This is a genomic window from Xenorhabdus budapestensis (assembly GCF_002632465.1).
Taxonomy (GTDB): domain Bacteria; phylum Pseudomonadota; class Gammaproteobacteria; order Enterobacterales; family Enterobacteriaceae; genus Xenorhabdus; species Xenorhabdus budapestensis.
The window spans coordinates 166,445-178,854 of record NZ_NIBS01000001.1 but is presented as its reverse complement, the minus strand read 5'-3'; the positions used below and the strand labels follow the sequence as shown (position 1 = coordinate 178,854).

Annotated in this window: 10 protein-coding genes and 2 tRNA genes; all 12 read right to left on the bottom strand. The window is 46.0% G+C overall.

Going from position 1 to position 12,410, the window contains the following annotated elements:
- Positions 1-51: 51 nt before the first annotated feature.
- The 12 genes from truB to rlmE all read right to left on the bottom strand — a co-directional run bounded on the left by truB (position 52) and on the right by rlmE (position 12,352).
- Entirely contained in the window at positions 52-999 is a 948-nt protein-coding gene (gene truB, locus Xbud_RS00910; RefSeq protein ID WP_099134297.1) for a tRNA pseudouridine(55) synthase TruB, read from the bottom strand.
- Positions 999-1,409 carry a 30S ribosome-binding factor RbfA gene (rbfA, locus tag Xbud_RS00905; protein ID WP_099134296.1) on the bottom strand — a complete coding sequence of 137 codons (411 nt, stop codon included), beginning with the start codon at positions 1,407-1,409 and terminating at the stop codon, positions 999-1,001. Before rbfA ends, truB begins: the two co-directional genes overlap by 1 nt.
- Before the next feature lie 112 nt (positions 1,410-1,521).
- A complete protein-coding gene (gene infB, locus Xbud_RS00900) occupies positions 1,522-4,245 on the bottom strand; it encodes a translation initiation factor IF-2 (RefSeq protein ID WP_099134295.1) in 2,724 nt (907 codons plus the stop codon).
- Between the two features lie 25 nt (positions 4,246-4,270).
- Positions 4,271-5,779, bottom strand: coding sequence for a transcription termination factor NusA (gene nusA / locus Xbud_RS00895; protein WP_099134294.1), 1,509 nt, complete (start codon positions 5,777-5,779; stop codon positions 4,271-4,273).
- A 21-nt stretch (positions 5,780-5,800) separates the two neighbouring features.
- Positions 5,801-6,253: a ribosome maturation factor RimP gene (gene rimP, locus Xbud_RS00890; protein ID WP_145956604.1), complete on the bottom strand. Its 453-nt coding sequence runs from the start codon at positions 6,251-6,253 to the stop codon at positions 5,801-5,803.
- 236 nt (positions 6,254-6,489) lie between these two features.
- Positions 6,490-6,566, bottom strand: a tRNA-Met gene (locus Xbud_RS00885).
- 58 nt (positions 6,567-6,624) lie between these two features.
- A tRNA-Leu gene (locus Xbud_RS00880) sits at positions 6,625-6,714 on the bottom strand.
- A 114-nt stretch (positions 6,715-6,828) separates the two neighbouring features.
- Positions 6,829-7,176 (bottom strand): preprotein translocase subunit SecG, encoded by a 348-nt coding sequence (gene secG / locus Xbud_RS00875; RefSeq protein WP_099134292.1) that lies wholly within the window; start codon positions 7,174-7,176, stop codon positions 6,829-6,831.
- A 196-nt stretch (positions 7,177-7,372) separates the two neighbouring features.
- Positions 7,373-8,704 carry a phosphoglucosamine mutase gene (gene glmM, locus Xbud_RS00870; RefSeq protein ID WP_099134291.1) on the bottom strand — a complete coding sequence of 444 codons (1,332 nt, stop codon included), beginning with the start codon at positions 8,702-8,704 and terminating at the stop codon, positions 7,373-7,375.
- A gap of 78 nt (positions 8,705-8,782) precedes the next feature.
- Positions 8,783-9,628, bottom strand: a complete 846-nt coding sequence (folP, locus tag Xbud_RS00865) for a dihydropteroate synthase (RefSeq protein WP_099134290.1) — start codon at positions 9,626-9,628, stop codon at positions 8,783-8,785.
- A gap of 112 nt (positions 9,629-9,740) precedes the next feature.
- Positions 9,741-11,675, bottom strand: coding sequence for an ATP-dependent zinc metalloprotease FtsH (ftsH, locus tag Xbud_RS00860; RefSeq protein WP_169923002.1), 1,935 nt, complete (start codon positions 11,673-11,675; stop codon positions 9,741-9,743).
- A gap of 47 nt (positions 11,676-11,722) precedes the next feature.
- Positions 11,723-12,352 (bottom strand): 23S rRNA (uridine(2552)-2'-O)-methyltransferase RlmE, encoded by a 630-nt coding sequence (gene rlmE / locus Xbud_RS00855; protein ID WP_099134288.1) that lies wholly within the window; start codon positions 12,350-12,352, stop codon positions 11,723-11,725.
- Positions 12,353-12,410 lie beyond the last annotated feature (58 nt).

Below are 12,410 nucleotides of genomic sequence, written 5' to 3'. Positions count from 1 at the left end.
CAAATAGGTGAAGCGCAAGATAGTCCCATTAATGCTTACTTTTGATATGTTTCAACTATCATCAGTTTCAACTACCAAGCGACGCGGAGCCACTAAACCATCATCATCAATCACAGCAATACCGATGAATTTGTTTTCATCTCCTTCGGTAACGCGTACCCACTCACTAGATGGTAAACGGTGCTGGCTACGAACAGGCTGTCCCTGCTTAAAATAAGCAGCAACGACAGATGTCAAATGAATTACGGGGAAATGCGTAACTGCCGTATCCATCGGTAACAGCAATGGATCGAGCAATTCTCCCGCTTCAATCTGTTGTCTTGCCGCCTGTTCTTTTAACTCATACAGCTGTTCCAATGTCACCATCCTATGATTAGGATAATTGGCAACCTGCAAACGATGCAGATAAATCACATGGGCACCACACCCCAACAACTCTCCTAAATCGTCAACGATCGTGCGGACATAGGTTCCTTTGGAACAGTGGATTTCCAGCTCCAGTTCATCACCCTCCCAGCGAATGAACTGCAATTCATACACGGTAATTGGACGCGCTTCCCGCTCAACTTCAACGCCTTGACGGGCATATTCATACAGCGGTTTTCCCTGGTGTTTTAACGCAGAGTATATGGAAGGAACCTGCATGGTATCACCGCGGAATATCTCCAATGCTGCATCAAGCTGAGCCGGAGTCACCTGAACTTCACGTTCACAAATGATTTTTCCATGTGAATCTGAAGTATCAGTGCGCTGTCCTAAACGGGCAATGACTCTATAGCGTTTGTCAGAATCCAACAAAAACTGGGAAAACTTGGTCGCTTCACCCAGGCAAATCGGCAACATTCCTGTTGCCAGCGGATCTAACGCACCTGTATGACCTGCTTTGCTGGCATTAAAGATCCGCCTTACTTTCTGTAAAGCATCATTGGAGGAAATATCCTGCGGCTTGTCCAACAGCAGTACACCGTGTATCGCACGACCCCGACGACGACGCCCCATTACTTTTCCTCGTTATGATCCGCAGAAGCACGACGCTGCTCGTCATTTTTTACGACATTAGTCACCAGATTTGACATGCGCATCCCTTCTATCAAAGAACTGTCGTAAGAAAACGTCAGTTCAGGAATAACGCGCAGACGCATCGCTTTACCCAGCAAAGAACGAATAAACCCAGAGGCTTCATTCAATGCCTTGATACTCCCCTGAACCTTATCTGAATCATGTTCTTCCACTAACACATTCAGAAAAGTCACAAATACTTTGGCATAAGCCAGATCGCGAGAAACCTCAACACCAGAAACAGTTGCCATACCGATGCGGGGATCTTTGACTTCACGCTGTAAAATGATGGCAATCTCTTTTTGCATTTCCTGTGCAACGCGCTGAGTACGACTGAATTCTCTTGCCATTGTTTTATCTCCTGACATTTTGGGGGGCATTGAGCCCCCCAAGAATGGAATGAATCTATACCCGTCTTTCTTTCAAGCTGCTACCTGAAATCTATTGGGCAATTGTGGTTTTTTAATCGATAGAGCGTTTAACTTCAACAACTTCGAAGACTTCAATCATATCGCCAACACGAACATCATTGTAGTTCTTCACACCGATACCACATTCCATGCCATTACGGACTTCGTTAACATCATCCTTAAAGCGACGCAGGGATTCCAGCTCACCTTCGTAGATAACCACGTTATCACGCAGGACACGGATTGGATTATTACGCTTGATAGTACCTTCTGTCACCATACAGCCAGCAACTGCACCAAATTTCGGTGATTTAAAGACATCACGAACTTCTGCCAATCCCATGATTTGCTGTTTGTATTCTGGTGCCAGCATACCGCTCATTGCCTGTTTGATTTCATCAATCAAACTATAGATAACAGAGTAATAACGCAGATCAACACTTTCGTTTTCAATGATGCGACGTGCAGAAGCATCAGCACGAACGTTAAAGCCCAGAATAATCGCGTTGGATGCTGCCGCAAGCGTTGCGTCCGTTTCAGTGATACCACCTACGCCAGAGCCGATGATTTTCACTTTCACTTCGTCAGTAGACAATTTCAGCAGTGAATCACAAATCGCTTCGCATGTACCCTGAACGTCAGTTTTCAGAACGATGTTCAGTTCAGATACCTTACCCTCTTCCATGTTAGCAAACATGTTTTCCAGTTTGGATTTCTGCTGACGAGCCAGTTTCACTTCGCGGAATTTGCCTTGGCGGTACAGTGCTACTTCACGTGCTTTCTTCTCATCACGTACAACAGTCGTTTCATCACCCGCAGATGGCACGTTGGATAGACCAAGGATTTCCACTGGCATAGATGGGCCGGCAGACATGACTTCCTGACCAAGTTCGTTACGCATCGCACGGATACGGCCATATTCGAAGCCGCACAGAACGATATCACCTTTGTTCAGGGTACCGGACTGCACCAGAATAGTAGCAACAGGACCGCGGCCTTTATCCAGGAAGGATTCAATAACCACGCCATTTGCCATACCAGTACGAACTGCATTTAGCTCCAGAACTTCAGCTTGCAGCAGGATAGCTTCCAACAATTCATCAATACCGATACCAGCTTTAGCAGATACATTAATGAATTGGTTTTCACCGCCCCAATCTTCCGGAATAATACCGTACTGTGACAGTTCATTCTTCACGCGATCCGGATCAGCTTCTGGTTTATCAATTTTGTTAACCGCAACAACAACTGGCACACTAGCTGCTTTGGCGTGCTGGATAGCTTCGATAGTCTGAGGCATCACGCCATCATCCGCAGCGACAACCAGAACAACGATGTCGGTTGCCTTAGCACCACGAGCACGCATGGAGGTAAACGCAGCGTGGCCTGGAGTATCCAGGAAGGTAATCATGCCTTTTTCAGTTTTCACATGATATGCACCAATATGCTGGGTAATACCGCCCGCCTCACCGGAGGCCACTTTGGTTGAGCGGATGTAATCCAGCAAAGAGGTTTTACCATGGTCAACGTGACCCATGATAGTAACCACAGGCGCACGAGGCTCTGCCTGAGTTTCACCGGTGTCACGATCGCTCATCAGCGCTTCTTCCAGTTCGTTTTCACGACGCAGGATAACTTTGTGCCCCATTTCTTCAGCAACCAATTGAGCTGTTTCCTGATCGATAACCTGATTAATGGTCGCCATTGCGCCCATTTTTATCATGGTTTTGATGACCTGGGAACCTTTAACAGCCATCTTATTAGCCAGTTCAGCAACGGTAATGGTTTCACCAATCACTACATCACGGTTAACGGCTGCTACAGGTTTGGTAAAGCTCTGCTGCAAAGCAGAGGTTTTGCGCTGTTTACCTTTGGTACGGCCGACTGCACGTGCTTCTTCACGATCAGCTTTCGATTCAGAATGTTTGTTATTCTTCTTCTGGCGGGAGGATTTGCCACCACGGGTTCGGGTGCGACGATCACCTTCAACTTTAGCGTCATTCTCATCTTCCGCATCACGGGCATGACGGGAAGTAGTTACATGGTAGTCATTGCTGTCATTAAAATCAGAGTTGTCAGACCATTTATCCTGATTTTCTTCTGCCATGCGGCGGGCTTCTTCTGCTACACGTTTTGCTTCTGCTTCAACTTTACGACGCATTTCTTCTTCAGCTTTGCGTTTTAAATTTGCTGCTTCAGCTTCACGACGCGCTTTTTCAGTTTGCGCTGCTGGCTCAGTTTGCACTGGTTTCGATTTCTTTTCGGTATGTTGCTTAGTCACTTTTTCTTTTTCCGCTACCTCACGCTGAGCCTTTTCAGCCTCTTCACGTTTGGCTTTTTCTTTTGCTTCACGTTTCGCTTGCTCTTCCGCGAGTTTCTTCGCTTCAGTTTCAAGCCGCGCCTTTTCTTCTGCCTCGCGCCGAGCCTGCTCTTCCGCTTCACGCTTCGCCTGTTCTTCCGCTTTAGCTTGTTCAATCGCGTCACGGTTCACATATGTGCGTTTTTTACGGACTTCAATCGCTACCGATTTACTTTTGCCACCGGTGCCAGGGACGTTCAGTGTACTGCGCGTTTTACGCTGTAGTGTCAATTTACCTGGCTGGCCGCCAGTACCGCCTTGTTCACGGTTCAGGTGGGCCAGCAAAGCTTCTTTTTCTTTCTGGGAAACAGAGTCAGTTGCGGTTTTCTGAATGCCAGCATCAGCGAATTGCTGGATCAAGCGTTCAACCGATGTCTGGATCTCTTCTGCCAGTAATCTTACGGTTACCTCTGTCATTCTGTTCCTTCCTGCTACAGTTTATTTATGCATCATCGCCAAACCAACAGATATTACGGGCTGCCATAATGAGTTCTCCTGCTTTCTCATCATTCAGTCCTTCGATATCAGATAAGTCGTCGATACCCTGCTCGGCAAGATCTTCCAGAGTACAGATGCCAAGGGCAGCCAGGTTAAACGCCAAAGTACGCTCCATGCCAGGCAGATCCAGTAAATCTTTGGCAGGTTGCTGATCACCAAAACTCTCTTTCTGGGCCAGTTCTAGCGTCGTCAAGGCCGCTTTTGCACGTTCACGGAGAACTTCAACGGTTTCCTCATCAAGGCCTTCTACTACCAGAAGTTCATTGATTGGTACATAGGCCAACTCTTCCAGTGTGGAGAAACCTTCTTCGACCAATACAGTGGCGAAATCTTCATCAATGTCGAGATGCTTAGTAAATGTATCAATAGAAGCATGAGCTTCTGCCTGATGTTTCGCTTGCAGCTCTTCCGCAGTCATGACATTCAATTCCCACTTGTCATCACCACGATGTTTTTTCAGCAATTGTGCCGCCAGACGGACATTTTGGCCATTACGACCAATAGCCTGAGCAAGATTGCTGTTTTCCACGGCAACATCCATCGTACAGTTATCTTCATCAACAACGATAGATGCAACATCCGCCGGAGCCATTGCATTAATAACAAATTGCGCAGGATTGTCATCCCACAATACGATATCAATTCGTTCGCCGCCCAACTCACTGGAAACGGCCTGTACCCTTGCACCACGCATACCTACGCAAGCACCAACCGGATCGATACGCTTGTCGTTAGTTTTTACTGCGATTTTGGCGCGGGAACCCGGATCACGGGCAGCAGCTTTGATCTCAATGATCTCTTCGCCAATTTCCGGTACTTCAATGCGGAACAATTCAACCAGCATCTCTGGACGAGAACGGCTAATGAAAAGCTGTGCACCACGTGCCTCTGGACGCACATCATACAAGACACCACGCACGCGGTCACCCGGGCGGAAGTTTTCACGTGGCAGCATGTCTTCACGTAAAATAACCGCTTCAGCATTATTACCCAAATCAAGCGTAATATTGTCACGATTTACTTTTTTGACCTGACCAGTCACGATCTCGCCCTGCTGTTCGCGGAATTGATCGACGACCATTGCACGTTCAGCTTCACGTACTTTCTGCACGATAACCTGTTTTGCAGTCTGGGTTGTAATACGGTCAAAAGTTACTGATTCAATTTGATCTTCAATATAACCACCCAGTTCAATTTCTGGGTCTTCAAATTTTGCAGCATCAAATGTGATTTCACGAGTCGGCAGAGTGACTTCTTCAACAACTAACCAACGGCGGAAAGTATCAAAATCACCGGATTTACGATCGATGCAAACACGGACATCAATTTCCTGCTCATATTTTTTCTTGGTGGCTGTCGCCAATGCAATCTCTAATGCTTCGAAGATTTTTTCACGAGGGAGAGATTTTTCATTAGAAACCGCTTCCACAACAGCCAGAATTTCTTTATTCATCCTAGTTGCCTCATCCGAACTTTAAAAGTGGGGTACCAGGTTCGCTTTCTGGATGTTGCTCAGTGCGAACACTTCGTCTTTTCCATCCACCGTAACCGTAATTATTTCACCATCAACAGCTTTGATAATTCCTCGCCATTTACGACGGTTTTGCATTGCCATACGTAACATCAAGCTGACTTCTTCACCCATGAAACTCTGGTAGTGTTCAGCCTTAAACAGTGGACGATCAAGCCCCGGTGAAGATATTTCTAGGTTATAAAGCCCTGAGATCGGATCTTCGACATCGAGTACTGCACTGACCTGATGGCTAACATCAGCACAATCATCAACAGTGATACCCTCCTCACTATCGATATAGACCCGCAGTGTCGATACACGTGCGCGAATAAACTCCAGGCCCACTAATTCAAAACCCAAAGCTTCAACTGGTGCTGAAATCATCGCTGTTAATTTTTGCTCTAATGTGGACAAGCCCACCCCCAAGACATAAAAAAAGGGCTATATTAGCCCAGTAGTTCTGCTGTCAAATAACAAAAAACCCCGAAATCCGGGGCTTATGTAACTGGACCCTGTTTACTGCCAGTGGTCTCAACCAACTTCTTTTATACCTCTCAAAGCTATACCTCTGGGAGCAACCTGTCAAATCAGGATTGATACCCTAGGCTGCTAAATCATAACTATTTGAAAAGGTACATGTTGTTAAGAAGTGGTTGCGGGAGCCGGATTTGAACCGACGACCTTCGGGTTATGAGCCCGACGAGCTACCATGCTGCTCCATCCCGCGTTCGAAAACGTGGCAAATCTTACGCTGATAACACTAAAAACGCAAGTTTCTAGATTAATGGTGCCGAGGACGGGACTTGAACCCGTACGCCCGTTGTTTAGGCACTACCACCTCAAGGTAGCGTGTATACCAATTTCACCACCTCGGCACTGATTGTAGAACTGTTATCTTAACCTGTTAATGATACTAACCGTTTAAATCAACAACCCTACTCCAATTCTTTTACTGACTATTCTTTTTATAGAAAACTTTCTATCGAAAATTACTGTGGGATATCACTATTCGGTTTAGTTGGCTTTGCTGGTACTACTGGAACTTCTGCTTGTTTCTCAACGTGTGCAGGCTCAGCAATATCGTCCCACTTACCGCTTGAACCAGTTTTGTTACTGGTCATATTACCCAGCACCAGACTGATAACAAAAAACAGTGTTGCAAAAACCGCTGTCATGCGGGTCATAAAATTCGCAGAACCCGATGAACCAAATATTGTTGCAGACGCACCCGCACCAAAGGAAGCACCCATATCAGCACCTTTCCCCTGCTGTAGCAGAACCAGAGCGATTAGCCCGATACCGACCAGCAAGAATATACTTAAAAGAGCTCCATACATATGTTGTACCCGTTTCCTCGTGGGATTTACCATAACTTTGGTAACGTCATAACTCTAGTAATGTTTACTGCATCACCCGCTCAAAATTAAAAAAATTAACTTATTGAGCGGGTGTGAATACTAACCAAAGCGTTTCAGACAAGCAAGGTTAATTTCAAATACTGATGCTGATCGAAGAAAAAATCAACAAATCAGGCTATTTTTTTACAGCATCTGCAATGCGATGCGCCAGTGCCGTAACCTGTCCCTCATCTTCACCTTCCACCATCACACGGATCAATGGTTCAGTGCCCGATTTGCGTAACAGTACTCGACCACGACCCTCTAACTCAGTTTCAACTTCTTTAACAACTTCGAGTACTCGTTCCGATTGCAAAGGATCGTTATCACCACTAAAACGAACATTGACCAGCACTTGTGGCAATAATTTCATGCCACTACACAGGTCATGCAGACTCATATTATTGCGTACTATAGCACTCAATACCTGCAAACCAGCAACGATACCATCACCTGTTGTGGTTTTATCCAGTAATATGATATGGCCTGAATTTTCTGCACCTAAACGCCAGCCTTTTTCCTGCAACTTCTCCAGTACATAGCGGTCACCGACTTTGGCACGTTCAAATGGAATACCAAGCTGTTTCAACGCCAGCTCCAATCCCATATTACTCATCAAAGTTCCTACTGCACCACCGCGCAGTTGCCCTTGTCGCAATGCTTCACGTGCGATGATGTAAAGTATCTGGTCTCCATCTACTTTCTGACCCAAATGATCAACCATGATTATCCGGTCACCATCGCCATCAAATGCCAAACCGACATTTGCCTGCTCTTCCTGAACCCGTTTCTGCAATAGCCGGACATCTGTCGCACCGCATTCTTCATTGATATTGATGCCATTTGGCTCACAGCCAATAGTTATAACATCGGCGCCCAACTCTCTCAGAACATTCGGTGCGATATGGTAGGTAGCACCATTAGCACAATCCAATACGATTTTTAATCCATTTAGACTTTGTTCACTAGGGAATGTGCCTTTACAGAATTCGATATAACGGCCTGCCGCATCAACAATACGATTAGCACGTCCTAATTCAGCAGATTCTACGCAGGTTAGCGGTTTTTCCATTTCGGCTTCAATTGCTTCTTCCACATCATCAGGAAGTTTAGTGCCATCAATGGAGAAGAATTTAATACCGTTATCGTAGTAAGGATTATGGGAAGCTGAAATAACAATTCCCGCTTCAGCACGGAAAGTGCGTGTCAGGTATGCTACGGCTGGCGTCGGCATCGGGCCAGTAAACGATGCTGATAGCCCAGCGGCTGCCAGTCCCGCTTCCAAAGCAGATTCCAGCATATAGCCAGAAATACGGGTATCTTTACCAATAATAATTTTGCGAGAACCATGACGCGCCAGTACCTTACCCGCGGCCCAACCAAGTTTTAAAACAAAATCAGGGGTAATCGGGCTATTACCGACTTTGCCACGGATACCGTCAGTACCAAAATATTTACGGTTACTCATAAATTTCTTTCTTCCTTTGCTGAACGTATTCTTTGTTCACAATCTGCGTTTTGCTGATAATTTTTCCGGCGGGGTTCGCTACTGACGAAAAATATTCTTCTCTGACAAAGTTGCCTGGACAATCTGCATTGCCTGCACCGTTTCTTTTACATCATGCACGCGAATAATCTGAGCTCCCTGCATAGCCGCAATGACAGCGCAAGCAACACTTCCCGTTACTCTTTCCTGTGGTGGCACATGAAGTAACTGACCAATCATGGACTTGCGTGACATACCAGCCAGAATCGGCAGGCCAAGATGGTGGAGCTCTTTTAAATGAGCCAATAATTGATAATTATGTGATAAATTCTTACCAAAACCGAATCCCGGATCTATCATCAGTTTGTTTCTTGTAATACCTGCTGCAACACAGCGTTCAATCTGTGTTTCCAGATATGTTCTGACTTCCGCCACAACATCTTCGTAGTGAGGTTCTACCTGCATTGTTCGGGGTTGTCCCTGCATGTGCATTAAACAAACTGGTAACTCTGTTTTTGCCGCTGCCTCTAGTGCACCCGGCCCCTGCAATGAACGGATGTCATTAATGATATGAGCACCTACTTTGGCAGCTTCCTGCATTACGATAGCTTTTGACGTATCAACAGAGATCCATACATTAAAACGCTGTGCCAAAGATTCTATTACAGGTACAACGCGATCTAGTTCCTCCTGTTCACTGACATCATCAGCACCAGGACGCGTCGATTCACCACCAACATCAATAATAGTGGCTCCTTCTTCAATCATTTTGGCAGCATGTTGTAGTGCCGCATCAAGGGTACTGTAAGTACCACCATCTGAAAAGGAATCAGGAGTAACATTCAGTATTCCCATGACTTGCGGATGGGAAAGGTCAAGAATACTGCCTCTGGCTGTCAGTTTCATCGCTAGGGGGCCTTAATGTTAAAAACCCCAGGAAAAACCCGGGGTTTAGTAAGTACGGTCTGTCAAAACCAGAGGCAACCTTCTATCAATGATCGCCCTTGGTCTGAATAGATTATGCAGTTGGATTACCATCCGCAGGCTTCGTGGCCTGCTGCTGAGACGATGTATTCTGACGGTTATTACTACTATTACTGCTATTACCGCCATTATTATTATCGCCTTCCCAACCTGCTGGCGGACGAACTGTAGTACGGTTCATCAGGTCATCAATCTGAGGCGCATCAATGGTTTCGTACTTCATTAAAGCATCTTTCATTGAATGCAAAATATCCAGATTATCCATCAGAATCTGACGTGCGCGCTGGTAGTTGCGATCAATGATAACTTTCACTTCTTGATCAATTAAACGTGCGGTATCTTCCGACATGTGTTTTGCCTTAGCCACAGAACGACCAAGGAAAACTTCGCCTTCTTCTTCCGCATACAACAATGGGCCTAGTTTTTCCGAGAAACCCCATTGTGTCACCATGTTACGGGCAATGGATGTCGCCACTTTAATGTCATTGGAAGCGCCCGTAGAAACATTATCTGGACCGTAGATGATCTCTTCTGCAAGACGGCCGCCATATAAAGTAGAAATCTGACTTTCTAATTTTTGACGGCTGGCACTGATTTGATCACCTTCTGGCAAGAAAAAAGTTACACCCAACGCGCGACCACGGGGAATGATTGTCACTTTATGGACAGGATCATGTTCAGGAACCAAACGGCCAATGATGGCATGTCCTGCTTCATGGTAAGCGGTGGATTCTTTCTGCTCTTCTGTCATGACCATTGAACGGCGCTCTGCACCCATCATGATCTTATCTTTTGCCTTCTCAAATTCCACCATAGATACGACGCGTCTGTTGCCACGAGCGGCAAATAAAGCGGCTTCGTTCACCAGGTTTGCCAAATCCGCACCAGAGAAACCTGGTGTACCACGGGCAATAATGGAAGCATCAATGTCAGTATCCAATGGAATACGGCGCATATGAACTTTCAGAATCTGTTCACGGCCGCGAACATCAGGCAGACCAACGACAACCTGACGGTCGAAACGACCCGGACGCAACAGCGCAGGATCCAAAACATCAGGACGGTTAGTTGCAGCGATAACGATAATGCCTTCGTTACCCTCAAAACCATCCATTTCAACCAGCATCTGGTTCAGTGTTTGTTCACGTTCATCGTGTCCACCACCCAAACCAGCACCACGTTGACGCCCTACAGCATCAATTTCGTCGATAAAGATAATACAAGGAGCTGCTTTCTTAGCCTGTTCAAACATGTCACGAACACGAGAAGCGCCAACACCAACAAACATTTCAACAAAGTCAGAACCAGAAATAGTGAAGAATGGTACTTTAGCCTCACCTGCAATTGCTTTCGCCAGCAAGGTCTTACCTGTACCCGGAGGCCCTACCATCAGGATACCTTTCGGGATCTTACCACCCAGTTTCTGGAATCGGCCGGGTTCACGCAGGTATTCCACCAATTCACCCACTTCTTCTTTTGCTTCGTCACAACCAGCAACATCCGCAAACGTGGTTTTGATCTGATCTTCCGTTAACATACGGGCTTTGCTTTTACCGAAAGACATCGCTCCTTTACCGCCACCACCTTGCATTTGGCGCATAAAGAAGATCCAAACGCCAATCAGCAGTAGCATTGGGAACCATGAAATAAAGAGAGTCGCTAACAGGCCTTGTTGCTCTGGTGGTTCACCGACAACTTTTACCTGTTTGTTGAGCAGTGTATCCAGCAGCTTCTCATCCTGAACTGGCATATACGTGCTATATTTTCCACCGTTGTCTTTCTTAGTGAAATCAATGTCACGACCCGAAATACGTACTTCACTGATTTGATTATGTGATAACTCACTGATGAAGTTCGAGTAATCCACCCTACGACCACTAGAATCGCCGGGACCAAAACTCTGGAACAATAACATCAAGACAACTGCGATGACTAACCAGAGAATCAGGTTTTTCGCCATGTCACTCAAGGGATTAACCTCATATTACAACTGTGTTAACAAATAGCAGCAGGGTACTACACTTTCCGCCCTGTAGCTACAATGTATACTTCACGTGATCGTGCCCGCGAAGCGTCTGGTTTACGAATTTTAACTTTCGTAAAAAGGGAGCGTATTTCCCTCAGGTACTCATCAAAGCCCTCTCCCTGAAACACTTTGACGATAAAACTACCCCCAGGGGCCAGCACATCACGACACATATCCAACGCTAACTCAACCAGATACATGGATCGAGGAATATCGACCGCGGGGGTTCCACTCATATTGGGAGCCATATCCGACATGACGACCTGGACTTTATTATCACCAACCCTCTCAAGCAATGTTTTCAATATAAGTTCATCACGAAAGTCCCCCTGTAGGAAATCAACTCCGACAATGGGATCCATTGGCAAAAGATCGCAGGCAATTACCCGACCACGATCACCAATCTGACTGACTACGTACTGAGACCACCCACCTGGAGCAGCGCCTAAATCAACAACGGTCATGCCCAGTTTAAAAATTTTGTCGCTTTGCTGTATCTCATCAAGTTTAAACCAAGCACGGGAGCGAAGCCCTTTTTTCTGCGCCTGAAGAACATATTTATCACTAAAATGTTCCTGCAACCAGCGACTTGAGCTTGCTGAACGTTTTTTATTGGCCATTGTTCTTTCCAACTATACTAATAGAGAGTCCTATTTTTGCACTCTCTTATCAAACCAC

What these genes read in the sequence shown, in the direction of transcription:
- glmM (WP_099134291.1), bottom strand. Translation starts at nt 8,704, where the DNA reads ATGAGTAACCGTAAATATTTTGGTACTGACGGTATCCGTGGCAAAGTC.
- rlmE (WP_099134288.1), bottom strand. Translation starts at nt 12,352, where the DNA reads ATGGCCAATAAAAAACGTTCAGCAAGCTCAAGTCGCTGGTTGCAGGAA.
- secG (WP_099134292.1), bottom strand. Translation starts at nt 7,176, where the DNA reads ATGTATGGAGCTCTTTTAAGTATATTCTTGCTGGTCGGTATCGGGCTA.
- truB (WP_099134297.1), bottom strand. Translation starts at nt 999, where the DNA reads ATGGGGCGTCGTCGTCGGGGTCGTGCGATACACGGTGTACTGCTGTTG.
- rbfA (WP_099134296.1), bottom strand. Translation starts at nt 1,409, where the DNA reads ATGGCAAGAGAATTCAGTCGTACTCAGCGCGTTGCACAGGAAATGCAA.
- infB (WP_099134295.1), bottom strand. Translation starts at nt 4,245, where the DNA reads ATGACAGAGGTAACCGTAAGATTACTGGCAGAAGAGATCCAGACATCG.
- nusA (WP_099134294.1), bottom strand. Translation starts at nt 5,779, where the DNA reads ATGAATAAAGAAATTCTGGCTGTTGTGGAAGCGGTTTCTAATGAAAAA.
- folP (WP_099134290.1), bottom strand. Translation starts at nt 9,628, where the DNA reads ATGAAACTGACAGCCAGAGGCAGTATTCTTGACCTTTCCCATCCGCAA.